The organism is Spiroplasma taiwanense CT-1, assembly GCF_000439435.1.
Classification (GTDB): Bacteria; Bacillota_I; Bacilli_A; order Mycoplasmatales; family Mycoplasmataceae; genus Spiroplasma_A; species Spiroplasma_A taiwanense.
The window spans coordinates 233,150-259,504 of sequence record NC_021846.1 but is presented as its reverse complement, the minus strand read 5'-3'; the positions used below and the strand labels follow the sequence as shown (position 1 = coordinate 259,504).

Below are 26,355 nucleotides of genomic sequence, written 5' to 3'. Positions count from 1 at the left end.
TTAGGTCCTACTTAATTTCTTTAAGTGTTATTTTATAAGGTTCTTTTAATTCTCTAACTTCTACTGAGTCACCCTCAATTTTTCCCATCATTGCTTTTGCCAATGGTGATTCATTAGAAATCTTATTTTCAAACGGGTCTGCTTCAATAGCACCAACTATTTTAATTGTCATATCATTTTTAGATTTGTGACTAGTAAAAGTAACTTGACTACCTATTTTAACTTCTTTAGTTTTTGATTTATTATCTTCAATTAATTTTGCTTTTGAAAGCATTGCTTCTACTTCTTTAATTCTTGCCTCAACTTCTGCTTGCCTATTTCTTGCTGCATCATAATCTGCATTTTCCGACAAATCACCTTGTGCTCTTGCCTCAACAAGTTCTTCAATAACTTGTGGACGAATAACATTAATTAAATGAGTAAGTTCATCTTTTAGTTCTTGAAGACCTTCTGCTGTTAAAATAATATCTTTATCTGTCATAATTGTCCCCTTTATTTAACTTTGTTATTATACATTGTTTATATATAAAAATAAATAAAAAAAAATGTTTATAATTATTAAAAATAATTTTAAATTACTCATTGATAAGCTAATCTAAAATTTTTTTCATCATTTACTCCATCAATATAAAAATTACCACAATATTTAAAATCATTTTTTTGAATCAAATACTGCATTCTTAAATTATCTTTATGTGTATCTATTTTTATAGTTTTAAAACCTTTACTTACTGCCACTGAAATTAAACATGCAAATAAAAAGTTCCCAAATTTTTTACCAGAAAAATCAGTATCAACTGAAAATCTATGAATTGTTGCATATCTATCATCATTAATTCACTTACCAGAATTTAAATTTTCATAACTCTCTTCAATTTCTTCATGAATTGTTGCCATACCAACAACTTGACCATCAAAAACTAAAACGTATAATCTTTGTTTTTCAATATCTTCTTTAAAAGTATCCTCATTTGGCATATTATCTTGTCATTGATCAATATTTTCACTTTTTAATAAATTTATAGATTTATTTAATAATTCAATAACTTTTTTAAAATCTTGAATTGTTGCTTTTCTTAAATACATTTTTTTTCCTTTATTTTTCATTAGTTATTTTATATAAAAAAATAAAATTATTCTTTTAAATTAAAATAATTAATTAAATTTGATAAAACTTCATTATTTTTAATAATTTTCCCAAGTTCTTCTTTTTTTGCATTAAATAAGTCTTTTCTATTTGGAAAAGCTTCATTTATTTTTTCAATCGTTTTTTTACCAATTCCAGGAATAGTAATGAGTTCATCATTTATAATTGCTTTTGCTTGTCTATTTCTAAAACCCGTAATTGCAAAATTATGAACTCTATTTTGAATTAATTCTAAAAATTTAAATATCTCATCATTTTTTTCTAGTCTTACTTCTTCTAAATTAGAATTCAAAATATAATCTGTTTTATGTTTTTCATTTTTAACTAAACCAATTATTTCAATATTTAAATCCAATAGTTCTAATTGTGATTTAGCTGCTGAAATTTGAATTTTTCCACCATCCATTATTATTAAATCTGGTAAATTTGAAAAATTGTTTAAGTCTTTTTGATATCGTCTATAAATCATATTTTGCATTCTATGATAATCACTTGCATGATCAATTGCAATATTATATTTTCTAAAATCATTAAAACTTGGTTGCCCACCTTTAAATACTACCATAGCTCCAGTTACAAATTCATCTAAAATATTTGCAACATCAAACATTTCAATATGATATGGGTAAGTTTTTAAGTTTAAAGTTTTTTGTAATTTTTCAAGTAATTCATCTCTAGTTAATGAAATTTGATTTTTATATATTTGATTTTGCTTTAAATATTCCTCAGCATTTTGTTTTGCCAATTGCAATAAATTTTTATTTACTATAGTATCTTCAAAAGTTAATTTGTCAAAAAATAATAGTTTTAGAGAGCTCTCTTTAAATATTTCTGGAATAACAATATAATCAGGAAGCATATTTTTAGAGTAAATTTGTGTAACAAAACTTTCAAATAATTCAATTATTTGATTATTTTCATTTTCTAAAACGATTTGATCTTTCATTATTAATTTACCACTTCTATAAAATAATACAGCAAAACATAATTTTTTTTCAAACTCATAATAGTTAAAGATATCTCTATTTAAATTATCATTAAAATCAACAAACTGTTGTGTTATTGAAAAATCTAAATGATTAATAATTTCTTTTATTCTTTGTGCTTCTTCAAATTGTAAATTTTCAGCAGCAATAAACATTTTTTCTTCCAATTTCTTTTTAAATTCATCATTTTTAATTTCAAATACATTCTTAATTTTTTCTATTTGATTATCATAGTATTTCTTATCTACATTTTTAAAACAAGCACCAGAGCATTGCTCAATATGATAATGAATGCAAGGTTTTTTTAAATTCCCCTTGCATCTCCTCAAAGGATAAATTCTTTCAAGTGCTTTTAAAATATTTCTTGCACTAGTTCCATCTGGAAGTGGACCAAAAGAAATTAAGTTTTTTTCATCAAAATTTCTAGTATAAATATACGTTGGATCTTTTTGATTTGTAATTGCTATATATGGGTATTTTTTATCATCATTTAAAACAATATTATATCGCGGTTTATATTTTTTAATTAAATTTTGTTCCAAAATTAAAGACTCTTTTTCATTATCAGTAATTATTACTTCTAAATCAAAAATTTCTCTTACTAATTTTGTTGTTTTAAAATTATGAGCCTTATTAAAATAACTCAATATTCTTTTTTTAAGATTTTTGGCTTTACCAACATAAATTATTTTATTCAATTTATTCTTAAATAAATAACACCCAGGTTTTTGTGGCAAATTACTAATTATTTCTTCCATTTGAATCTATTTCCTTATATTTAATTATATATGGTATTTTAAAAATAAAAATCAGTTAAGAACTGATTTTAATAAATGTCTTCATTTTTAATAAAAACTTCTCTTGGCTTTGCACCATTTTGAGGACCAATAACTCCATTTTCTTCTAATTCATCAATAATTTTTGCTGCACGATTATACCCAATACTAAATCTTCTTTGAATTAAACTAGTTGATGCTTTTTGTTCTTTTATTACAAATAATTTTATTTCTTCCAACATTGAATCTTTATTGCCTGATTGAGTGTAATTATTTTGAATTTCATCATTTGATCTCATAAATTCTTCATCAAAAATTTGTTGTTGTTGATTTGAACAATATTTAACTAATTTTTCAATTTCATCATCACTAATATATGCTCCTTGTGCCCTTGTTAATGAAGAACTTCCAGGTGGCATATATAATAAATCTCCTCTTCCAATTAATTTTTCAGCTCCTGTTGAATCCAAAATTGTTCTAGAATCAATTGATGAAGCAACAGCAAAAGCTATTCTCGTTGGAATATTTGACTTAATAACACCAGTTAAAACGTCTGTTGAGGGTCTTTGAGTTGCCACAATTAAATGTATACCTGCTGCTCTAGCCATTTGAGTTAATCTCATAATTGAATCTTCAACATCTCTTTTATTTGCTGTCATCATCAAATCTGCCAATTCATCAATAATAATTACATAATAGGGCAATTTAGTTGAAGGTTTTTTTTGTTTTGAATTATATCCGTCAATATTTTTTACACTATGTTGAGTAAATAATGCATAACGTCTTTCCATTTCATTAATTACTTTTTTAAGTGCATTATTTGCAATATTCATATCACTTATTACTGGAGCTAGTAAATGTGGAATTGAAGAATAAATTGATAATTCCACTTTTTTTGGATCTACCATTAAAAATTTTACTTCATGTGGTTTTGCTCTCATTAAAATTGATGAAATAATTCCATTAATCATAACAGATTTTCCACTCCCTGTTGAACCAGCAACTAATAAGTGAGGCATTTTATCCAATTCTCCAAATAGTAAATCTCCTGTAACTGTTTTACCAATTGCAAATAATAACTTTGAATTCATTTTTTGAATTGGAGTTTTCTCTATAACACTTCTTAAAGGTACCACTAAGGATTTATCATTTGGAACTTCAATTCCAACTGCAGCTTTCCCTTGAATTGGTGCTTCAATTCTAACATTTTGATTTGCAAGAGCTAATTTTAAGTCATTTTCTAGTGAAGTAATACTATTAACTTTTGTACCAGGTGCTGGAAGAATTTCAAATTTAGTTACACTTGGTCCAATATTCATATGATTAACGGTTGCTTTTACACCAAATTGATTAAAAGTATTTGTAATTGTTGTTGCTTTTAAATCAGCTTGTGTTTTTAACTCAATTTGATCTTTTTCATTATTTAAATCAGGATTTAATATATCAATTGATGGAAGTTGATAACCAAGATTAACATATTGTTCTTTTTCAATTGCTTTTGAAGTATTAACTTCAATGGTTCTATTATTTTGACTTCGTGAATAAAAATTATTATTTGAATTATTAATAATAGTTTTTGCAAAATTATCTTGCATTGGTGAAGTATAATCTTGAAAATTTTCATATCTTTTTTCTAATTGTTTTTCTTGCTCAACTTCATTAATAAATTGCTCCAATGTAATTTGATTATTTAAAGTTGAATTTTTCTTATCTTTATTTAATTTTGAAGAAATAATTTCTTGTGTTTTACCATTTGCACCAAAAGGTGTAACAGAAGATTCCTTTTCAAATTCCTTTCTTGCCTCCTCAGTACTAATTTGTCCATATTTACTTTCTGCAGGTAAATCATTTTCAAATAATCGAGATCTTCTTGGAACATAATTTTGGCTTTCTTGTTTCTGTAAATTATTGGCAACTCTTTCTTGAGCTTCATATATTTTTTGATCATGATCAAATTCTGTTACTTTACTAAATCCTCTATTACTTTCAATATAGCCTTTATTTTGGTTATAAAAATCCAAGTTAGAATTATTTAAACTTTGATTTTGGTGATCATTACTAAATTGATTTTCATCAAAAAAATTTGATTCAAAATTATCATGATAAAAATCTTCTTTTACATCATCATAAATATTATAGTTATAATGTTTATTATAACTTGGTAATTCAATTGTAATATCTGATTCCTTCATTGATGCTAAAATTTGTTTTTCATCGAAAGTATCATCATCACTCACATTTATAATTTTAAAAATACTCTTATAATTATTATGTCTTTTTTGATTTTGATATAAAAGTGGATTTTTTTGTTTTAAAGATAAAATTCTTAACCTTTTACCAATTCTTTTGTTCTTTGGTTTAAATATAAAAAATGGATCTCCTGTAAAAATTCATAACATATTTATAAAAAAGAAAAAAAGACAAATTACTAGTCCTCCATAAATTGAAGTATATGAAGATATTCCTGCCAATACTGTCCCAATCATACCTCCACCTGCTCATAAAGTAAAATAACTTTCAGGAGCAGCAATTATAAAATCACCTGTAGTTTTTCAAAGTGAATGTGAATATCAATTATTAACATAAGAAACTATTGAATCTTTTAAAATTGAATTTGACCAAACATTTTCAATATTAAAATCAGTTGAATTTGTTAAATTTGCTACAATAAAAAGTATCGAACTTATCAATCAACACATTACAAATCAGGTAATAATTACCATTGCAATAAATCTTTTTTTAGGATTAAATTTGATCCCAAAATAAATAGAGAAATCCAAAATAAAAAAAAGTAGATATAAAAAATATTTAAATCAACCAAATGGTAATGTAAATAAAATATCGTCAATGAATTGTCCAACAATTGTTATTCTTCCTACTGACATAACATTAATAAAAAATAAAATTAATGCTGTTACTATTCAAGAAATTGAATCTGCTTTTCTTTCTTTTTTTTGGACAGTAAAAGCAATAGTTCTATCATTATCTTTTGAATTATTATTTTGCCCATTATAATCGTTCATATTATCACCTTATTTTTATTGCCTTACTTTATGATTTTAATATATATTTTACTTTATTTACATATATTTAAAAAACTCATAGTTATTTTAGTTACTATGAGTTTTTTATTTTATTATTCTTTGGTTGATAAGCAAAACTACCTATTTCATTGATAACTACAAGCACTATTGGTTGTTTACCTGTTTCTTGTTTTAAAGTAGTTCTTATTTTTGAAATAATTTCCTTTTTAATAATATTAATATCAAATGATTTTGGATTTTCTTTTATTTGCAATTTATGTTTTTCAAGAATATCTACAATATATTTTTGCATAAGTTTAAAAATTGGATTTTCATCAGTTATATAAATTACTCCACGCATTTGAATATCAATTAATGAAATTAAATCCTTAGTTTTTTCATTAATGTTTGCTCCAATAATAACAGCGCCATCAGTTGCTAGTTGCTTTCTTTCATTTAAAACTACAGCTCCAATATCCCCAACTCCAATACCATCAACATATACATCAGCAGTTTTAACAACTTCTGTTGAAATTACTAATTTTCCAGAATTGGAAATTTTTAATACTTGACCATTATTTATTAATTGAATATGTTCTTTTGAAACTCCTGCTTCAATTGCTGCTCTTTCAGCATTTAAAAAGTCTTTATATAAACCTTTAATTGGAATAAAACTTTTAGGTTTCATAATCCTTGTCATTAATTTAATGTCTTCATAACTTGCTCTCATTGATCAAATATTTCTATCACTTAAAGAAATTAATTTTGCATTACTTCTTGCAAGTTCATCTAAAATTTCTGCATGTCTTTTTTCAACACCAGCTGCAGGGGGAGTTGCCAAAATTATAGTATCGTTTTCAGTAAATTCTATTATTTCATCATTTCCTGCTGTTATTTTTGCAAGTCTTGAGTATAATAAGTCTCCAGCTCCAGTAATTAATAATATTCCATCATTTGACTTCATAAATTCTTCAAGAGAAAAAATATCATCTTTACTAATTTGTATACTTTGTTGAATAATTTTTGATTCAACAACTTTTACAATTGTTTTTCCATAAATTGCAATTTTTCTTTCATTTTGTTTTGCTTGTTTAATTATTTCAAATAATTTAAAAACATCCTCTTCAAACATTCCAATAATTAATCTTCTTTTTTTATCTTTCATTGGAGCTGAAATATATTTTTCAATTTTATGATTTGGTACAGTATAACCTATTCTGGAAGCATATTCTGCATCACTAATTAAAGTTAATACGCCTTTTTTTGAAATTTGTGTTAAATGCTTCATATCTGTTGAAAAGTTTGCTTGTTCATTACCATCAATTATATAATCACCAACATAAACAATAGTTCCATCAGTAGTATGAACTGCATATCCATATGATTCTGGAAAACTTGCAGTTGTTCTAAATGCTTCAATACTAATATTTCCAAATTTTATAATATCTTTATCATTAATAATTTTAAAATTATTATCTCTATTTTTAATTCTATATTTCAAATTTCTATACTTCAATAATGTTGATGTTAGTTCATTGCAATAAACTGGTATATCCATTTCACGCAGAATATAACTAATAGCACCTGCATTATTTGAGCTTGGATTTGATAAAAATATTCCCTTAATTTTTTTAACATTACTTTTTAAATATTCAAAACTAGGTATTATTACATCAATTCCCAAAACACTTTTTTCTGGAAATTTAATACCTGCGTCAAATATGAATAGTTCTTCATTAATATTGATAATAAAAATATTTTTTCCTCTTTCGTCTTGACCACCAAGGGCCATAAATTTAATTTCTGCCATATTATTTCTCCTATCTTTTTCAAAAATATTATCTAATTATATTTATTTTTCAATCATTCTTAAAAGGTCATGATTAAATCAGAATTAATTACTTTTTTATTATAATTTATTTAATTCCAAAAAAAAAGTAATTTAGATAAGAAATATTTAAAAATTCTTTTAAAAAAAGTGAATTAACTATAAAATAAACTTGAATGAAAGAAGTGAAAAAATGGATATCCAACCAGAAGAATATTTTGAAATAAAAGAGGAAGTCTTTACACTTGATGTAAGAACAAAAAGAGAATTTCAAACTTTACCACATTTTAGTTGAGCTACAAATATTGAATATAGTGATTTTATCTCAAATTATGATTATTATTTGGAAAAATTTAATCCAAATAATAAACCAATTATTACAGTATGTAATGCCGGAAATAGAAGTGGGCAAACTGCACAATTCTTATTAGATCATGGTTATAATGCAAGAACTTTATCTGGTGGTGTTTATAAATACTATAAAAAGATAAAGTAAAAATAAAAACAACTTTTAAATTGAAAGTTGTTTTTTAATATTATTTAAAATTTTTTAGTTCTCTTTCAAGTTTTAATAAAAATAAATTTAAATTAAAACCAGTTACAGACATTAAAATAAAATCTTCTTCTAAAGTTCATTTAATTCCCAAAATTTTTAAATGTTTTTTATTGATTAAAGAAAGAACAACTATTTTTACTTTTTTATCTTTAACTTCTACTATATTTTCAAAACCACCTAAAGCTTTGACTATATTTTTAAAAGTAAAAACTGAAGGAATGTTTTCTAACTTATCTAATGAGTTTTTTTGAATTACAATTTTTCTAGTTGAAATATAGATTAATAAAGTTATTGAACAAACAACAAATAAAATAGCAACTAATATTAAAACTGTTGTTACCATTATTCAATAATTTCCTTATCTTTAATAAAGATATCTCTTAATATTTCAACTTTACTATTTTTTTTACCTTCTAAACTTGTTATTACTTTAATAATTTTATTTGAAACTTTTATACTTATATACTTATCAATAATCGGTACTTCAATAGTATCAATAATCATTATTTCTTTTGATTTCTCTTCCAATTTTAAAGTTAAAAAATGACTATCATTTAAAATTAAAGGAGCATTTAAAGTTCTAAATTTATTTGTACTAACTGGAATTAATTCTTGCATTTGAAAAATTTTACTATTTTTTGGTAAAATTATTGCTCCTCCAGCTGATTTCATATAACCTGTACTTCCATTTGAAGTTGAAATTACAAGTCCAGTTCCATGAAATTTTTCTAAAAATTCATCATTAATGAATATTTCAATATAAAGCGCTGATTTTTCATTTAAAATTTTTAATTCATTTGCAACTAAATAACTATCTCCATTATTTTGAACTTCCAATAATTCAAATTTATCAATTGAAAAAGTATTATTTTCTATTAAATCTAATGTTAAATCAAATTCATCAATTCTATTTTTATTAGTATAATAACCAATTCCTCCAGATTTAAAGGGTACAAAAAAAACATCATCAATTTGTTTTTTATATAAGGAAATTGCTTTTAAAAAAGTTCCATCTCCACCAAAAATAAAAACGAACTGAGGATTTTTTTCTTTTAAAATTCAACCTCTTTTAATTAATTTATCTTTAAAATCAGAAATTGATTGAATTGTGGTTTTATAATCATTTTTAACTATATTAAATGAAAGCATAACTACTCCACCTTTAACATAATTTTATTTTACTTATTTTTTATTTAAAAATAAATAAAAATTGTATAATATTACTTGTAAATTAAGGAGTTAAAATATGTCAGATAAAAAAAGAATGGTTTCTGGAATAACAACAACTGGTACGATGACATTAGGAAATTATATTGGGGCAATGAAAAACTTTGTTGCCTTACAAGATGAGTTTGAAATGTATATTTTTGTTGCAAATCTTCATGGTATTACAAAACCAATTGAAAAAGAAATCTTAAGAAAAAATATTAAAAGTATGGTTGCACTTTATTTTGCGTGTGGCATAGAGCCATCAAAAGCTACTGTTTTTGTTCAAAGTGATGTGTTAGAACATACCGAACTAGGTTGAATACTTACTTGCAATACAACTTTAGGTGAATTGCAAAGAATGACTCAATTTAAAGATAAAACAAATAATTTAAAATTAGATAACGGTACACAATTTATACCAACAGGTTTATTAGTTTATCCAGCATTAATGGCTGCAGATATTTTATTATATGACGCACAATTTGTACCAGTAGGAAAAGACCAAAAACAACATATTGAATTAGCAAGAAATATTGCTGAAAGAATGAATAATAAATATGGAGAAATGTTTACAATTCCAGAAGAATATACTCCAAAAATTGGTTCTAAAATTATGGATTTACAAAATCCTGAAAAAAAAATGTCAAAATCGTCAAATAATCCCAAAAGTTTTATTGGACTTCTTGATAATATTAATGAAGTAAAAAATAAAATTAAGTCAGCAGTAACAGATTCAGAAAATGTTATTAAATTTGATACCGAAAAAAAACCAGGAATTAGTAATTTAATTACAATTTTTGCTTCTCTAAAAAATATTAACTTGGAAACTGCTGAAGAAATTTTTAAAAATAAGGATTATGGGTTTTTAAAAGAAAAAGTGACCGAAGTTGTTGTAGAATTACTTGAAAAAATTCAAATAAAGTATAATAAATTATTAAATTCTGAAGAAATAGATAAATGATTAGAAGATGGAGCTCAAAAAGCACAAAATATTGCAAGAAAAAAATTAACTAAGGTTTTGAATTTAACTGGATTAAACTATAAGAGAAAATAATTAGTTATTTTCTTCATTAAATGCTCATTTAATTGAATTTACTTTTTTTAAAACTTTACTACAATTTTCATTTGGCCTTAAGTCTAAACAAACAGAATGGATTGCTATAAAATTACTTGTCTCAAAAGTAATTTTTTTTAAATTTACAAAATCAACTACTCATCCAAATTCTCCATTATTAAAATCTTTTTTATTCATTATAAATTTACATATAAAACACATTCTAAATTGATCAATTTCTTTATTAATTAGCTTTGGTGAATTATTTCAAGCCGATTCAATATCAATTGATGAAAATTCTATTTCATTATTATCTAAAATTTTTGCCATAAAAAACCTCTTTTAATTATTATATTAAAAAAATCTACACATTCAAATAGTGTGTAGATTTTTTAACTTTATTTATTATTTTTTGCTATCTAATGATTTTTTTGATGTTTCAACTAATGCTTCAAACTGTTTTGGTTCGTGAATTGCTAATTCAGAAAGCATTTTTCTATTTATTTCAATTCCTGCAAGTTTTAAACCATTCATAAACTTTGAATAACTTAATCCTAATGGTCTAACTGCTGCATTTATACGAATAATTCATAATTTTCTAAAATCACGTTTCTTCAATTTACGTCCTACAAATGCATAAGCCATAGAACGTACTACTTGTTCATGTGCTTTTTTGAAATTTGTCTTTTTAGTTCCATAGTAACCTTTTGCACGTTTAATTCAACGCTTTCTTCTTGCTCTTGTTACTTTACCAAATTTTACTCTTGCCATAGTGTTCTACTCCTTATTAATTTTGTAATAATCCTTTTAGACGTTTCATATCTCCTGCAGATACAAAAGTTGCCTTTTTTAAATGTCTTTTTTGTTTTGTTGTTTTATTTTGTGCTAAGTGTGATCTATAAGCTTGACCTCTTTTTAATTTACCAGCACCATTTTTTTTAACTCTTTTTGCTAATGAGCTTTTTGTCTTCATTTTTGGCATAAATTTTCCTCCAACTATTATCCTTTTTTAGGCACTACATACATATCTAAAAAACGTGTATTTAACTTGGCTTCCTTTTCAATCTTTGCAATATCTTCAATTTTTGCAAAGAAATTATCTAGAGTTACTTTACCAAATTCTTGATAAACAATTTCTCTTCCTTTAAATTTTAAAGAAATTTTAACTCTATCTCCAGCTTCTAAGAATTCTCTTGCTTTTCTTGCTTTTGTGTCTAAATCATGTTCACCAATACCAACTGTTAAACGAATTTCTTTATTTTCTACTTTAACTTGATTTTTCTTATTTTCTCTTTGTTTACGTTTCTGTTCATATTTAAATTTTCCATGATCTAACATTTTTGCAATAACTGTAGAATTATCTTGAATACCAACTTGTAATAAATCTAGATTATTTTCTTCAGCTAATTTTAAAGCATCAAATTTATTTAATGGTCCAATTTTTTCACCATCTTCTTTTATTATTAGAATTTGTTTTGCTCTTATTTCTTTATTTACAAATTCTGTTTTTATGTTTTTATTTTCCGCCATTTGTCCTCCAAAATAAAAAGTGTGCCGTTAAAAGACTAGTAGCACACTTAAAAGATTATTTTATTTTATTAAATAATAAAAATTTAAAATAAGTTTTAATACCGATTCCTAAAAGTAACGGTGAGCATGTGCTTCTTTCTTTAAACCAAAATTATTATAATACATTTTTATTAAAAAAGTACATTATTTTTAATATTTATATAAAATTAAATAATAAGTTTAACAAATATTTACTAAATTAAGGAAAATGATAATATAAAAAACAGTAAATTTAATAAAATATATTATTTCCACATTTATTAATTTTAAAATTATCTTTTTGTTGATTTTTTCATATTATAAGTTTTTTTTAACTATAAAATTATTTAAAGCATTTAAAATAAGTTACATTTAACTTTGAAAATTTATCTTTAATTTCTATATTTTCTAGTAAAATTTGGGTTGGTTTTTTAAATTTAACTGTTTTATTACTAAAATATGAAATTTGATCATAAGTAATGTAGAATACATTACTTAATTGCTATTTTATAATATTCATTATATTTAATAGCATTACTTCAATCACCAATCTCAGGACCTAAATAGAGTTGATAAGATAATTGTCAAATTTCCTTTTGAAAATAAATCTCAAAATATTAATATAATTGGAATTAAAAATATTATTAAAAAATATTATCCCTGTACAGAAACATAATTTTGATAAATTGAAATGTCATATTCAATTTTTGAAATACTAAAATAAAATATAAAAGATACTATTAAACTTATTAAATAAAAAGGTAATAAAATAATCACATAATATTTTTGAAATGTAGATTCAAATTAATTTATAATCATATCTTTTTTCTAAAATAAATATAATTATTTCTGAAAAAAACATAAATATTTTAGAAGAAATATATAAACTAAAAAATTAAATTTAATATTTGAAAAATATTGATCATAAATATAATTGTGTAGATAAGATTTTCATATTTAAAATAATTAATCAAATTACATTCATAATTAAAGTAGATAAAATTAAAAAAGACGAAAAAATTATTACTTTTTTATTTTTTATATCAAAACTAAAAAAAGTAGAAAATAAATTCCAAACACTATATAAACTTTTTTTCATTTTTATATACTCTTTAATATCAAAATTATTGTTTTACTACTTAATGTATGCATATCAAATAATAAAGATATTTTTCTTCTTCACTATCAAACTGACTATTGTAAATTATTTTACTTTGATCTAAAATATCTTTAATTTCTTCAATTAAGTGAGTAATTACTACTTTGTAGTTTCTGTGTCCTTTAATTCTTTTATAACATTTAATAAAATTTTTTTATTTTGATATCAACATTTGTTGTTGATTCATCAAAATAAAAAAAAATACTTTTGTTTTAAAATTATATAAAGTGATAAAGTAAGTAATTTTTTTGACCTGAAGATAATTTTGTTATCTTTTTATTATAAAAATGATTTATTTTTACAATTTCTTTAATAATTTTTTAATCTACTTTCAAATTTTTTTTGAAAGTAGATTAATTTTCATTATATTCTAAATATTGTTTTCAGTTATATTTAAATGGAAATCATCATTTTCTGAAAATAAAATCATTCTTTATATTTTATCTTTTTTTACGACAAATCATTATATGAGATTATTCCATTTTTATTTTCAAGTTTAGGAAAAATATTTTTTGTTAAAGTTTTCTTTCCAGTTCTATTATTATCTAATAGTTCATAAATATTATTTAAAATAAACTTTAAATTTAAATTATTTAATACAACTTTATCTCAAAATTTTTTTAATATATTTCTATATTAATAATATTCACTCTACCCTCCTAATATATAAAAAAATGTTTTTACTACAATAATTTTGTTTTCAAAGTAATATTATTTTAAGTAGTAAGTTCTCGATAACAAATAAATTTTTCTGTATATTTTTTTATCTTTGCTTCTTTATTATATATAAAAATATATGAACCAAATTTATTTTATATTTATCTAAATTTGTCTATATATTTAATATAAGGATTTTGTCTTTCAAAATTTCTTAATAAATTATTTTTTAAACAATATCTAATAATTTCATTTTCTTTTTTTTCAATTTTAAATGGAATATCCTTAGTTTTTTTCATATTATCAAACTCATATTTAAGATTTCTAATTTCATTTTCCAGTTTATATAAACCTAATACTTTATTGTGATTTTTTTTCTGAATATCCTCACTAAATTCATTTTTTTCAATTATTGTTGTCCCTGGGAAAAAATCTAAATCAATATGTTTACAACCAATATGATGATAACCTTTTGATATTGCTTCACTCATTGTTATATATTTATTATCGTATTGTTCAAGTGATAATACTTCACCTTCAAAGGGTATACATAAATCACATGATTCTTCTTCTGATTGTACATAAACTAATGTTTTTACTCTTAAAGCTTCTTTTTTTTCAAATCAATTATAAATGCCTAATAAAGGTCTGTTTTTTTCATTTTCAATTGGTTCTAAAATTTTTGTCTTTTAATAATTTTATTATTTTTATTAATATACTCTTTTGGTTCATTTATTAACGACTGTTTTTCATTTTTCTTTTTATAAATTTTATTTCATGGAATTATAAAATATAAAATTAAAATAATAACTAATACTATTAAAATAATTCATAAAGGTCAATTATTCATTTTATTTAATTATTATGATCATTTAAATGATCATAATAATCTCTTGCCTCCTTTAAATTTATTCTTTGTTCTTCACTGCAACTTGTACAAATTCCTTGATAATCAATTTTAGCTTCAAAATTTATTGCTTTTGGAAAACAAATTTTTTAAAATCTCAACAAGTTTTACAAAATGTAAAAATTCAATCCGTATCCTTTTCAAAATTAAAAGCCTTAATATTTTCTTCTTTATTTTAAAAATGAAATGTTATTATCATTTCATTTTTTATATATTTATTAAATTAATAATTTTCTCATTTCATTTGCAACATGTTCTACATCAGGACCAATAACAATTTGTAAACTTTCAGTTCCCAATCGTTTTATTCCAAATGTTCCAGCTGCTTTTATTTTTTTATCATCAATTGTTGAATTATCTTTAAGAATTAATCTTAATCTAGTTGCACAATTATCTATAGATACAAAATTTTCTTTGCCAATTGCATCAATAATTTCTATTGCCATATTTTCAAATTTATTAACTTTTATTTTTTTATTTGCAGACTCAGAAATTTTTACCTTATTTAATTCTCCCACTTGTCCAGAAGTATTTACTTTTCTTCCAAGTGTTGGTAGATTTAATTTTTTAATAACAACATAGAAAATAAAGTAGTATGTTACTCCTGCAAGTGCTGCTAATAGAAGCAATCATAATGGATTTGGAAAAAAACCAGCTTGAAATAACCCTGATGTAGAAACACCATCTGTAAATGCATTAATATCTCCATTTACTGTTATTCATTCACCATAATTACCTGTAATTGGATCTGTTTTAAAACCACTTACTAGCATTTGAAATCAAAAGAATGTATTCATTATTTGATGTAATCCAAATGGTAATAACAATCTATTTAGAATAGAATAAATTGTTGTACCAGGTATTGCTAACGCTGGATTTGTAGGATCAGCTACAGCTGTACCAAATTTAATTAGACCAAATTGAATTCAAGGTCATACTATTGAAAAACCAAAAGCCATTGGTATTGATGCTGCTAATGCAACCATTGGTACAAATCTTCTTCCTCCAAAAAAAAAAAAAAAAGCTGTTGGCAATTTTATATCTTTGAGTTTATTGTAAAAATATGCAGACATACATCCAGCCACAATTCCCCCTAAGACACCAATATTTAAAACATAGTTTACCCCTGTAATAGTTTTTCCATCATCACCATATACTGGTACGTAAATTAATTCAGAAAATGCTTCGCCCCCTGTATCTTTAAATGTCATAACTTTACCAGAAATGATTTATGGTAAAGTTCCTTCACCTGTTAAGGCTGCAATTAAAAGATAAAAGATTACTGCAACTAACGCAACTTCACCTCTATGGTCTTTTGCAAGACCAAATGCACAACCAATTGCAAATAATAATGGTAAATTATCAAATGGAATTGAACCTGGTTTTTGAATAATTAATGAAATTCAATAACCCACTGAACCTTCATCTGCAAGAGATATTTCCAAAGCACCAAAACGATTTAGAATTGCTGCAAAAGGTAAAACAACTATAGGAAATTGTAATGTTTTTCCTAATTCTTGAAGAAGAGTTAAAAATCTACTTCACGTGTTTGGCCCAGCTGAGTTGTTTTTTGAAAATTTTACTTTTTTCTTAGATAGTGAATTATCTAAGTTTACTTTTGCTTCAGCCATTTTTTAGAACCTTTCTAGAGTGATAAAAGTACAATTTTATTTTTACAAAAAAAAATAATTTCCAGGTTTTTTTGAAATTATAAAATATTTTTCCAATATAAAAATAATATTTAGATTAGTTGTTCTATTGCAATTGGTAATAAAATTAGTGCTGCAAGATAACCCACAGCTGCTAATGTAAAAATTTCATAAAATTGTCAAAATCTAAAAAATTTATATTTGCCTGGAGTTACATTAAAAGAATCTCTTTCAAAATTTTTTTTCTTTCTAAATCTAAGAAAAAAAATTGTTGAAAAAATACCTAATAGTAGTCCTAAAATTCCAAATGTTAATAATAGTCATGATGATACACTTGTAGTTTCTGTTAATATAAGCATAATTACTTTCCTATTCTAAATCTAAAATAACTTCATGGTTTTATAAAATCAATTAATCTATTTTCATAACTTTCAATTTTACCAACATAATTATATTTTGAATTTTTATCTTCAAATCCATCTTTTAAAATTATATGACATTCACTCTTATATTTTTGATCATTGTCATTAATAATAACAACATCTCCTTTATTAAAAATTTTTTTTCCATTCTTTAATGGAATTTGTGAATTCTTAAAAGCAACTCTTGAAAAAGTAGATCTAATAAAAAATTTTGTTATATCTTTTCTTCTATAATGTTCAAATTGTAAAATATCTATCTCTTCTTTTGTCAAATTTTTTTCAATATTTAAATCAAAAGTTATTTCATATCTGTTAATTTGGGCAAGTTTTTTTAATTCTTCTTCTGTTGCATATGCATTACCAATCAAAACATTATCAATTTGATTAGAATAGAATAAAATAAAATTTTTGCTTGAGAAGAAATAGGAATATTTCTTTGTTCTTCTAAAGTTGGTAATTCTTTTCAACCAATAGCTGTTGTCATTTCTCCAAAATGACTTCCAACAAAAGCAGATGTTTCAATATTATATTTTAAATATTTTTGATTAGCTTCTGTAAAAAAATCAAATGGTAAAGCAGTATATTCTAATGGATAAAAATTATGACAACCACTCAATCTATTTTTTATAGGTTGATAATCCATAACATTTGTAATTAAATTATCATTATTGGACATATTTAGTTGTATATTTATTTTATATTTATTATGCGTAATATTAGAAATTTCTGCAGGTAAACTTGGTGAGTCTAATCTTAAACAATCAATACCATATTGGATACATTTTGATAAATCATTTACAGATATTTCAATTAATTTCATTGATTTATATTCAACATCTAAAATTGTGTAAAAACCTATTTCCTTTGCATATTTTAAAGGCTTTAATACCATATTAGCCTTTTCTTTTTCTTTTTCTGTACCAACAAAATGTAATATACTTGTAAAAACAAATTCATACCCTAAAGATTTTGCAAAATCCAAATATTTTTTATCTTCTTTAAATGAAGATTGCTCTGGATAAATTGAAATACCAATTTTTTTATTCATAAAATACCTCTTTAATTAATTTTAACAATAAAAAAATCTCTTTTAAAGAGATTTTTTTATTTCCAATTTTCTGAGGCAAAAGTTAATAAAGCTTTACCATTTGCTTTTGCATAATCATCTTGATCAATAACAAAGACAGGTACATTTAAAACACTTTTCAATTCATCCAACTCAAAAGCCACTTGTGGTCCAATTAAAACTATATTTCATTCATTTCCAATCAACTTTGCTTCATTAATTGAAACTGCTTTTACTTCTAAATCCAAATCATCTTCGAAAATATAATCTTGCATTTTTTTAAGTAAAATTGATGTGCTCATTTCTGCATTACAAGCTAATAATATTCTTTTCATATATTAATCTCCTTCTAATTTAAAATACTTCTATTAATACTTTTTTCTTCAATATTTTGTGTTTTTGTAAATTTAGATAATAATTCTTTTTGTTCAATTTTATTTGCTAATAAAACAAATGGTGAATAACAACCAAATAGTATTGCCATATTTATGTCAACAACAATTCCACCTCAAATATCTTTTGTTGCTAATAAACCACCTAATATTGGTGGTGTTGTTCAAGGAACAACAACACTTGAATACTCCATCATTCCAGTAATTGTTGCAAAATAAGCAAACATTCCTGCAAGCAATGGTCCAATAATAAAAGGAATAAATAATATTGGATTTAGTACAATAGGTAAGCAACTATTGATGGTTTATTTACACAAAATAAGGCTGGAATTATTATCATTTTTGCCATTGTTCTATAATCTCCTCTTTTTGAGAAAACAAAAATTGCAATAATTAATGTTATAGTTCCCCCAGTACCTCCAATGTGAATAAAATTATTCATGAATGAATTTGTAAAAACATATTCAGGGTTTGCACCCTCTGCTAGTGCTTGCTGATTTTGAGTTAAACCGTCAAGTTGAATAGGTTCAATTATTGGAGACAAAATACCCCCTGCGTGAATTCCTAAGAATCATAATAATTGTCAAACAAAAACAATTACTATCATTCCACCAAATCCAGAAACAACATTTACAAGTGGTTTTTGAATTAAAACAACTATTAAACCATTAATACTTGAAAATGTTACTGAATTTTTTCCAACTTGAATTGCACCAACTAAATCACCAATTTCTGAAATTCCAAAAGCCACTAAACCAAATATTGAAAAAGTTATTGCATATGGAATTAAAACATTAAATGATTTTGCAACACCTTCTGGAACAGAGTCAGGCATTTTAATTTTCAATTTCTCATTTTTTGATAAATTTCCATATAAAATTGTTGATAAAAAAGATATTACTATTGCAGTAAACATTCCTGTTGTTCCAAAAACTCCTAAGTCTCCTCAAAAAGTTGGATTCATAATTAAAAATGAACTCATTGCAACAACTGCTGTAGATCATTGACTTACTTTGTAATAAGGAGCTAAATGAAAAGCAATTGCTCCTGATAATAAAAAAGCAAAGAAAGCATAAGTACCATTCCAAATATAACTACCAATATTTTTAAATTTATTTAAAATATCAAGTTGATCTATTGTTAAACTAATAAAATTAAAAATACCTCCATTTCCCGCACTAAGTAAAATATTATTAATTAATATAAAAACTGCTCCAACAATAACTAAGGGCATAAGTGAAAAAAATCCATTTTTTAAAGCTATCATAAATTTTCAATTAGATAATTTACCAGAACCATAAATTACTTGATTAATAATTACATCAAATGATATAGGCTCTGCTTTACCTTTATTGTATCTTAATTCCAGTTTTTCATTTTTTACTTTTAATTTTTGCAATGAAATTTTCTTTTTATACTCAATTTTTAAAGAATTTAACTCTAAAGATAATTCAAAAAATTTTTCCTCAATATCCTTTTTAAAAGATTTTAATTTTTTTCTTTTTTGTTTTTTAAGAATTGAAACATAATTATTAACTGATGTATTTTGTTCTTCTCATTTAGTAAAAATTTCTCTTTCTTTATTTTTAAATTCATTTTTTAATTCAATTATTTTTTTTGAACTTCTTTTTTTGTAATATTTAAGTTTTCTTTTAATTTAACTTCTTCTGTTAATCTTAAGTTCTCAAAAGAATTTCATTTATCTTTAATTTCAATTTTTGTAGATTTAATTTTTAATTTTATCTCTTTTCATTGTTGTAATAATGTTTTATTTTTAACCTTTATCATTTCAATTTCTGACATAGTTTTTTCAATTCTTTTTTGTTTTTTTTTAATATATTCATTTTTTAATTTTTCTTTATCATTATTAAAATCTTCATATAATTGATTAATATTTGTTTTTGAATATTTAGCATTTAATAATGAAATATTTAATGAAGTATTTAATTCCTTCAACTTATCTTTTTCAATTTTATTAAAAATTGGCTTAATTTCTTTAAGTTTAACCTTTTTATTATGTAATTCGGATTTTGCACTATTAACTTCCTTCTTTAAATCTTTCATTAAATTTTTATATATATTTAATGAATTATAAAGATTAAAAATTTCTGAAAACTTTTCATATTTTTTCATAATTATAAAATTTCCTCCAAATTAAATCCATACATATAAATTATAGACATTTCAAAATTATTAATTATTTGAGCTAAACTATTTCTTATTTTTGTAGTTTCATCTTCGTCATCTTGATCCAAAATTTCATAGCTATTATTATTTTCATCTATAAACTTGTTAATACTTGCAAATTCAGAAACACTGTGTATACCAACTTTTAAATATTTATTGAGGTTTGTATCAAAAATAATCGATGTTCTAGAAACACCATGACTTTTTACTTTTTCTAATTGAATAAATTTAAAAAATGGAACAAAATAATCATTATTTATTACATTAGCCATTTCCTTTACTTTTACAAATTTAAATTTTCTTCTGCAATTGGAACAGCACTTGTATCTATTATTCATTTTTGAATATATTTATAATTATTTTTTAAAACTGCTAATTTAGCAGTATTTAATTGAAATTCTGGAGTAATAATTATATCTCCTAAAAAATTTAAAAAATTTTGTTCTGCTTCATACGTCATTATTTTTAAAACTTGACCATAACCAACTCTATCATCTCAGACTAGATACTTTCAATCCAAAATATCTTAAGAAATTGATGAATTAAAATATGTTGATACTTCTTCATACAAAATTAAACTCTCTTCAATAATTAAATTCAATTTTTCTCTATTTTCATAAATATTTGGATTTAATTGTAATGAAAAAGTTTCTGTATCAACTTGTTCAAAATATTTTTCACCAGTTAAACCCTCTACATCTTTTTTTAAAATTTCTTGAATTTGAGTTGAATATTTTTTTTCACATCCTACTACAAAAAGTGTTTGTACAGTAGCAAAAATTGATAATGATATTGCGCTAATTAAAGATAGTATTTTTTCATAGAAGCACACCTTTTTATAATTTTATATGTTTTTGATATTTTTTAAATAAAAATAAAAAATAAGACATATAAATAATTATTTTCTATACTTTAAAAGTCTGAATAAAATTTCTGCAAATATAAAAAGCGAGAATTAACTCGCTTATTTAGATTACAAATAAATATATGTTTATTGTTATATTTATTATTTTTTTAATAGGTAATTTTTTCCATATTGATAAACTCCTCATGCTCCAACCAAATCTCCTAAAATTGCTTTTCTTAAATTCAATCTTTTGTAAAATTCTGGTAAAACATAATTTTTTAATTTTTCCCTAATAATTTTAATTAGTGGATCTCCTAAATTTGAAGGACCTCCTCCAATTACAATCATAGAAATATCAAAAAAATGAATTAAAACAGAAATACATTTTGCAAGTGGTTCAAGACAACTATTAAAAATTTCCATTACTTCTGAATCATTTTCTTGAACTAAAAATGCTATATCTTTAATATGAATAACTCTATTAAGTTCATTGTATACTTTACCTAATTTTCCTGTTGAGTTTTTTGCCACTTCATTTAATTTTTTTTCAATTCCAGTTGCTGAAGAAACAGGTTCAATACAACCTTTTAATCCACAAATACATTGAACCTCATCTTGAAATCCTCCTCCATGACCAGGCTCACTTGGAAAACCAGTATTATCCCCAAAAACCAATTTTCTGTTAAAAATTGCTCCTCCTCCAACTCCTGTTCCAATTGTAAATAAAGCCATTGAATCTGGTTCTTCTTTTAATCCTTTGCTTCATTCACCATAAGTTGCAGACTTTGCATCATTTAAAACAACAATGTTTTCATTTTTAAATATTCTCTTTAATTCTTCTCTTGTAGGATAATCTTTTCAACCCAAATTTGCAGAATAAACTACTGAACCCTTTAAATTATCAACAATTCCACAAACTGCAATTCCAACAAAATCAACTTCATCCATTATAATATTATTTTCCTTAGCAATTTCTGTTGCTTTTTTTGCTATATTTTCCAATAAGTTTTCTCTTCTTGTAGTATCATAATTAAAATTTGCAACAACTTCATCATCTATAAAAAATGCACATTTTGCTGAAGTCGCACCCAAATCTATTGCAAAAACTTTTGCCATATTCATAACCCTCCCAAAATTTAAATTCTATTTTTTATGTACAATTTTATACATTTCAATCATTTCTTTGCTTAAATCAATCATTGCTTGAGTTGTTAAAAATTGATCTTCTGCATGTACAAAAAGAAGTTTAAAGTCCAATTGTTTACCTGTTGCTTCACGACTAACTACTTCAAAGTGTGCATGGTGTGCATTAATCATTTCCTGCTCTGCTATTTTTAATAATTCCTCTGCTTTCTCAAATTCAAGTTTTTTTGCAGCTTTAATTGCTAAAATTGCATTTGATTTTGCAATTCCAGCACTTGATATAATAAACATAGAGACTTCTTCTAAATTTATTTTTTCCATAAATTTCTTCTATTTCATTAAGCCTATTTTATATAATTTTTGAAATCTTCCGGAAATTTCTTTGAGCTCTTGAAAACTACCAGTTTGAACAATGCCTTTTTTATCCAATACTATTATTTGATTCACATTTTTTATAGTACTTAATCTATGTGCAATAATAATTGTTGTTCTTCCAATCATTAATTCATCTAATTCAGCTTGAATTTCTTTTTCAATTACATTATCCAAAGCACTAGTAGCCTCATCTAAAATTAGTAATTCAGGATTTTTTAAAAAAAACCTTGCAATTACTAGACGTTGTTTTTGCCCTCCACTTAACATAAAACCACGTTCCCCTAAAATTGTATCATATTTATCTGGTAATGACATTATATAGTCATGAAGTTTGGCCTTTTTAGAAGCTTCTATTGCACTTTGATCAGTTTTTTGAAAACTTGCATATTTTATATTTTGCATAACAGTTCCAAATAAAATCTGTGGCTCTTGTTCAATATAACCAACATGGCCTAAATAATTTGACATTTTTAATGTTTTTAAATCAATTCCATTTATTAAAACACTACCATGAGTTGGATCATAAAATCTTAATATAAGTTTTGCTATTGTTGATTTACCAACACCAGTTTCTCCAACAAATGCATAACTTTTACCCTTTTCAAAAATAAAATTAATTTCAGGCAAAATTAATTTTGAAGGAGATTCAGGATATGAAAAACTTAGTTTTTTAAATTCAACTGTGTCTATTTTTTCAATTTCTGTTCCAGTTTTTTTAAATTCAATCAATGATTTTGCATTATTAATATAATTTAATCTCATTACACAATTTGATAATTTTGTAAGTCCTCTCATACACATTGGTAGACTCAAAATTGAATATAAAATATTGTAGCAAGCTGATGAAAAAGAAATAATTAAAACAGATAATTCTGCAGGATTAATGTCATTATATATTAATACAGCTGAAATAATCACAATTGTAGGCATTGTTCAAGCAAAAGTATTACTAAAAAAACTTAAAATTGATTGCCAGCCAATAACTTTTCTTAACTTTTCGTCATATTTTTTATGTAATTCTGCATTTCTAAAAACTTCTTTATTTTCTGCACCTACTGCTTTTATTGCTCTAATATTAATTAACCTATCTGTAATATCTGCATCAATTGCCTGTTTTTCATCAACAGAATATATTATTGCTCTTCTATAATGTAAAAATAAAAATCAAACTACAAATACCATAAAAATAAATAAACCTAAAATTATTGAAGCTAACTTAACATCAATCAAATATAAAACAATTAGAGTTGATATTAAACTAACTAATGTATAAATAAAATTTAGTAGAAATTCATTAAATGCGTCTCCAACTCCTTGACTATCTGTCATAATTCTTGACATAATTAAACCAATTTGAGTTTTAGAATAATAACTTATATCAATTTCTATTAATTTTCTTAATGCTCTTATTCTTAAATAGACTTCCATTTTTCTTGAAAAAAGCCCTGAGAATAAATTAGTAAAATATTCAAAAACTATTAATGCAATAAATAAAACTAATCCAAAATATGCTCAACTTTCTCAAGTCATTTTTAAATCCAAAAAAAATTGACCTCCTGTATTTTGAATATTTGAAATCATTTTATTGACAATTACAGCAGTTGAAGAAAAAAGCAATGAATCAAATATAATAAAAAAAAATAGTCCTAAAAATGTTATTGGAAATTTTTTAATTCCTTCAAAAATTGTTAGTAGTGAATCAATAAATTTTTTCTTTGAAAATGCTTTATCACTTTGAAATTTTTTCCTCTTCATAAAAGTTGCTCCCTAAAATTAAAAGCCCAAGTAGGGCTTATTAACTTTATAATACAACTAAAAAATATCCTTTACAAGGATATTTTTTAAAAGAATTTAATATTATTAATATAATTCATACTTGTTCCAACTAATAATAAAATAATATTAATTGCTAAAAGTGATATATGAAATTTTCAAGTTCCTTTCATAATATTTGCATAACTCGTTCTTCCAATTTGTGCTGCTCCAACAACAATTCCTGATGCTGGTGATATCATATTTGCCATTCCATTAGCAAAAGCAAAAGCTGTGATACTTCCTGATACCATGCTTACACCAGTTGATGTAACCACAGTGTTTGCAAGTGGTCCTCAAACAGGAAATACTGCATAAGAAAATCCAGAAGTTGAAGGTAAAGCAAAAGATAAAGGTAAAAATATAAAGAATGTCATTAATATAAACAAAAATGGATTCATAGAGCTACTTCCATTTTGTGTAGGCCTTGCATTTAACATTAAAGATTGTATATAAGTTTCTTTTAAAAGAATTGTAATTGCTCCTGCAATTGAAATTATAAATCCAACTCCCACAATATCTTTTGCACCTTCAAGCATATCTTTTACAAAGTTTTCCTCACCTTGTCAATTAATTATTGCAACAATTAATGAACCAATTAAGAAAAAACCAGATACTTCAGTTAATCCACCAATCCCCATTTCTGGAACTAAACCAGTTAAAAATGGAATATTTTGATTAATTCAATTTCCAATACCTTAAAATGAACTACTTCCATTAAGATTAAATAAAGTATCCCATGGAAAAAGATATGCAATCATAATTAGAAATAGTGACAAAAAAATAATATTAATTGCTATTCTTTTTTTGTTAATTCAACTTTTTCTACTTGCTCTTTTAAGAAAAATTTTTTATCTTCTTCTAAAGTAGAAAAAGTATATGATCTTTCAGGGTTTTTTTTAACCTTATAAGCATAAGTCATTACATATGCAGATGTAAAAGTTGTTATTAAAACTCATGAAATTGCTCTAAAAATTAATCCATCTGTTGATGTAACAACTTCACTTCCAATTGCTGCATTTGATGCATCTACTGCTGTAAAAATTAGAAAAGGATCAAAAGTAGCTAGCATTGGTCCAATTCCACCTCCCAACAATACTGTTAAAATTGCTGTAAATGAATCAAAGCCTGCAACCAACATAAGTGGAATTACAATCATATGAAATCCTAATGCTTCCTCTGCCATCCCATATGCAGATCCACAAAAACTTAAAAAAACAATAATTATTGGAATTGCCCAAATAGTTTTTTCTTTAAATTTTCATGCAATTTTTTGAGTCATTGCATCTAATGCCTTTGATTTCATAACAATAAAAATAAATGCACCAATTGACATTAACAAATACTATAATTTGTACTTTATCTTCAAATCCCTTAAAGATTGAAACAAATAAATCAATTATTCCAATAGCTCTAATTTTTTCAGTAGTAGTTTCATTATTTACAACAACTTCAGTAGTTAAGCCACTATAGTGCAGAATTCATGACAATATCATGATGAATACCAAAACCATAAATAAATTTGTAAATGATGTTGGTATTTTTTGTTAAATTGTTTTTTCTTTATGTTTTTTTTAGTAAAATGATTGTTATTGTTTTTATTTGACACTTT

32 protein-coding genes and 1 pseudogene are annotated in these 26,355 nt (G+C 23.9%); 3 read left to right on the top strand and 30 right to left on the bottom strand.

Features of this window, described 5'->3' with window-relative positions:
• Positions 1–7: 7 nt before the first annotated feature.
• The 5 genes from greA to STAIW_RS01260 all read right to left on the bottom strand — a co-directional run bounded on the left by greA (position 8) and on the right by STAIW_RS01260 (position 7,742).
• Positions 8–481, bottom strand: coding sequence for a transcription elongation factor GreA (greA, locus tag STAIW_RS01280; protein ID WP_020834059.1), 474 nt, complete (start codon positions 479–481; stop codon positions 8–10).
• A gap of 89 nt (positions 482–570) precedes the next feature.
• Positions 571–1,107 (bottom strand): GNAT family N-acetyltransferase, encoded by a 537-nt coding sequence (locus tag STAIW_RS01275; RefSeq protein ID WP_148285963.1) that lies wholly within the window; start codon positions 1,105–1,107, stop codon positions 571–573.
• A gap of 26 nt (positions 1,108–1,133) precedes the next feature.
• Complete coding sequence (gene uvrC / locus STAIW_RS01270; RefSeq protein WP_020834057.1) at positions 1,134–2,891, bottom strand: excinuclease ABC subunit UvrC; 1,758 nt, start codon at positions 2,889–2,891, stop codon at positions 1,134–1,136.
• A 68-nt stretch (positions 2,892–2,959) separates the two neighbouring features.
• Positions 2,960–5,932 carry a DNA translocase FtsK gene (locus STAIW_RS01265; RefSeq protein ID WP_020834056.1) on the bottom strand — a complete coding sequence of 991 codons (2,973 nt, stop codon included), beginning with the start codon at positions 5,930–5,932 and terminating at the stop codon, positions 2,960–2,962.
• Positions 5,933–6,026: 94 nt separating this feature from the next.
• A complete protein-coding gene (locus STAIW_RS01260; RefSeq protein ID WP_020834055.1) occupies positions 6,027–7,742 on the bottom strand; it encodes a ribonuclease J in 1,716 nt (571 codons plus the stop codon).
• Between the two features lie 211 nt (positions 7,743–7,953).
• Between STAIW_RS01260 and STAIW_RS01255 the strand changes: the two genes are divergently transcribed.
• Positions 7,954–8,256, top strand: coding sequence for a rhodanese-like domain-containing protein (locus STAIW_RS01255; RefSeq protein WP_020834054.1), 303 nt, complete (start codon positions 7,954–7,956; stop codon positions 8,254–8,256).
• A 40-nt stretch (positions 8,257–8,296) separates the two neighbouring features.
• On the opposite strand, the gene STAIW_RS01250 is transcribed toward STAIW_RS01255, so the two are convergent.
• Positions 8,297–8,659 (bottom strand): hypothetical protein, encoded by a 363-nt coding sequence (locus tag STAIW_RS01250; protein ID WP_020834053.1) that lies wholly within the window; start codon positions 8,657–8,659, stop codon positions 8,297–8,299.
• Positions 8,659–9,465: a diacylglycerol kinase catalytic domain-containing protein gene (locus tag STAIW_RS01245; RefSeq protein ID WP_020834052.1), complete on the bottom strand. Its 807-nt coding sequence runs from the start codon at positions 9,463–9,465 to the stop codon at positions 8,659–8,661. Before STAIW_RS01245 ends, STAIW_RS01250 begins: the two co-directional genes overlap by 1 nt.
• 97 nt (positions 9,466–9,562) lie before the next feature.
• On the opposite strand from STAIW_RS01245, the gene trpS reads away from it, so the two are divergent.
• Positions 9,563–10,579 (top strand): tryptophan--tRNA ligase, encoded by a 1,017-nt coding sequence (gene trpS / locus STAIW_RS01240; protein ID WP_020834051.1) that lies wholly within the window; start codon positions 9,563–9,565, stop codon positions 10,577–10,579.
• Here trpS and STAIW_RS01235 read toward each other — a convergent pair whose 3' ends face one another.
• From STAIW_RS01235 to STAIW_RS05905, 23 genes and pseudogenes are all read right to left on the bottom strand, one after another.
• Complete coding sequence (locus STAIW_RS01235; RefSeq protein WP_020834050.1) at positions 10,580–10,909, bottom strand: hypothetical protein; 330 nt, start codon at positions 10,907–10,909, stop codon at positions 10,580–10,582. It lies immediately after the preceding gene.
• Between the two features lie 75 nt (positions 10,910–10,984).
• Complete coding sequence (rplT, locus tag STAIW_RS01230; protein WP_020834049.1) at positions 10,985–11,350, bottom strand: 50S ribosomal protein L20; 366 nt, start codon at positions 11,348–11,350, stop codon at positions 10,985–10,987.
• Between the two features lie 16 nt (positions 11,351–11,366).
• Positions 11,367–11,561: a 50S ribosomal protein L35 gene (gene rpmI / locus STAIW_RS01225; protein WP_020834048.1), complete on the bottom strand. Its 195-nt coding sequence runs from the start codon at positions 11,559–11,561 to the stop codon at positions 11,367–11,369.
• Positions 11,562–11,578: 17 nt separating this feature from the next.
• A complete protein-coding gene (gene infC / locus STAIW_RS01220; protein ID WP_020834047.1) occupies positions 11,579–12,109 on the bottom strand; it encodes a translation initiation factor IF-3 in 531 nt (176 codons plus the stop codon).
• Between the two features lie 1,995 nt (positions 12,110–14,104).
• Positions 14,105–14,533, bottom strand: a complete 429-nt coding sequence (locus tag STAIW_RS06160) for a phage minor capsid protein (RefSeq protein WP_334198886.1) — start codon at positions 14,531–14,533, stop codon at positions 14,105–14,107.
• Positions 14,534–14,616: 83 nt separating this feature from the next.
• Positions 14,617–14,793, bottom strand: coding sequence for a hypothetical protein (locus STAIW_RS06155; protein ID WP_020834044.1), 177 nt, complete (start codon positions 14,791–14,793; stop codon positions 14,617–14,619).
• 275 nt (positions 14,794–15,068) lie between these two features.
• Positions 15,069–15,296 carry a PTS transporter subunit EIIB gene (locus tag STAIW_RS06455; RefSeq protein ID WP_236608530.1) on the bottom strand — a complete coding sequence of 76 codons (228 nt, stop codon included), beginning with the start codon at positions 15,294–15,296 and terminating at the stop codon, positions 15,069–15,071.
• Between the two features lie 354 nt (positions 15,297–15,650).
• A pseudogene (locus STAIW_RS06450) lies at positions 15,651–16,481 on the bottom strand (PTS transporter subunit EIIC); the annotation flags it as partial.
• A 110-nt stretch (positions 16,482–16,591) separates the two neighbouring features.
• Positions 16,592–16,858 carry a hypothetical protein gene (locus STAIW_RS01195; RefSeq protein ID WP_041618788.1) on the bottom strand — a complete coding sequence of 89 codons (267 nt, stop codon included), beginning with the start codon at positions 16,856–16,858 and terminating at the stop codon, positions 16,592–16,594.
• 2 nt (positions 16,859–16,860) lie between these two features.
• Positions 16,861–17,289, bottom strand: a complete 429-nt coding sequence (locus tag STAIW_RS05920) for a DUF871 domain-containing protein (protein WP_053228497.1) — start codon at positions 17,287–17,289, stop codon at positions 16,861–16,863.
• Entirely contained in the window at positions 17,253–17,969 is a 717-nt protein-coding gene (locus STAIW_RS05915) for a MupG family TIM beta-alpha barrel fold protein (protein WP_020834043.1), read from the bottom strand. The genes STAIW_RS05920 and STAIW_RS05915 overlap by 37 nt, the downstream gene beginning before the upstream one ends.
• 56 nt (positions 17,970–18,025) lie before the next feature.
• Entirely contained in the window at positions 18,026–18,322 is a 297-nt protein-coding gene (locus STAIW_RS01185; RefSeq protein WP_020834042.1) for a PTS sugar transporter subunit IIB, read from the bottom strand.
• A gap of 14 nt (positions 18,323–18,336) precedes the next feature.
• Positions 18,337–18,606 (bottom strand): hypothetical protein, encoded by a 270-nt coding sequence (locus STAIW_RS01180; protein WP_041618786.1) that lies wholly within the window; start codon positions 18,604–18,606, stop codon positions 18,337–18,339.
• 47 nt (positions 18,607–18,653) lie between these two features.
• A complete protein-coding gene (locus tag STAIW_RS01175) occupies positions 18,654–19,778 on the bottom strand; it encodes a PTS sugar transporter subunit IIC (protein WP_041618784.1) in 1,125 nt (374 codons plus the stop codon).
• Positions 19,779–19,987: 209 nt separating this feature from the next.
• Positions 19,988–20,512, bottom strand: a complete 525-nt coding sequence (locus STAIW_RS01170) for a hypothetical protein (RefSeq protein ID WP_041618782.1) — start codon at positions 20,510–20,512, stop codon at positions 19,988–19,990.
• 2 nt (positions 20,513–20,514) lie between these two features.
• Positions 20,515–20,838 carry a hypothetical protein gene (locus tag STAIW_RS01165; protein WP_020834041.1) on the bottom strand — a complete coding sequence of 108 codons (324 nt, stop codon included), beginning with the start codon at positions 20,836–20,838 and terminating at the stop codon, positions 20,515–20,517.
• Positions 20,839–20,849: 11 nt separating this feature from the next.
• The gene (locus STAIW_RS01160) at positions 20,850–21,086 is read right to left on the bottom strand and encodes a hypothetical protein (RefSeq protein ID WP_020834040.1); all 237 of its coding nucleotides are present in this window, start codon (positions 21,084–21,086) and stop codon (positions 20,850–20,852) included.
• A gap of 6 nt (positions 21,087–21,092) precedes the next feature.
• Entirely contained in the window at positions 21,093–21,398 is a 306-nt protein-coding gene (locus STAIW_RS01155; protein WP_020834039.1) for a hypothetical protein, read from the bottom strand.
• A 174-nt stretch (positions 21,399–21,572) separates the two neighbouring features.
• The gene (locus STAIW_RS01150) at positions 21,573–22,529 is read right to left on the bottom strand and encodes an ROK family protein (RefSeq protein ID WP_020834038.1); all 957 of its coding nucleotides are present in this window, start codon (positions 22,527–22,529) and stop codon (positions 21,573–21,575) included.
• Positions 22,530–22,556: 27 nt separating this feature from the next.
• Positions 22,557–22,877: a PTS lactose/cellobiose transporter subunit IIA gene (locus STAIW_RS01145; RefSeq protein WP_020834037.1), complete on the bottom strand. Its 321-nt coding sequence runs from the start codon at positions 22,875–22,877 to the stop codon at positions 22,557–22,559.
• A gap of 9 nt (positions 22,878–22,886) precedes the next feature.
• A complete protein-coding gene (locus STAIW_RS01140) occupies positions 22,887–24,686 on the bottom strand; it encodes an ABC transporter ATP-binding protein (RefSeq protein ID WP_020834036.1) in 1,800 nt (599 codons plus the stop codon).
• Between the two features lie 86 nt (positions 24,687–24,772).
• Positions 24,773–25,384 (bottom strand): hypothetical protein, encoded by a 612-nt coding sequence (locus STAIW_RS05910; RefSeq protein WP_053228496.1) that lies wholly within the window; start codon positions 25,382–25,384, stop codon positions 24,773–24,775.
• 155 nt (positions 25,385–25,539) lie between these two features.
• Entirely contained in the window at positions 25,540–26,079 is a 540-nt protein-coding gene (locus tag STAIW_RS05905) for a hypothetical protein (RefSeq protein ID WP_053228495.1), read from the bottom strand.
• On the opposite strand from STAIW_RS05905, the gene STAIW_RS06150 reads away from it, so the two are divergent.
• On the top strand, positions 26,073–26,216 hold the full coding sequence (locus STAIW_RS06150; RefSeq protein ID WP_169522256.1) for a hypothetical protein: 144 nt from the start codon (positions 26,073–26,075) through the stop codon (positions 26,214–26,216). The two genes, STAIW_RS05905 and STAIW_RS06150, sit on opposite strands and share 7 nt — an antisense overlap.
• Positions 26,217–26,355: the final 139 nt, after the last annotated feature.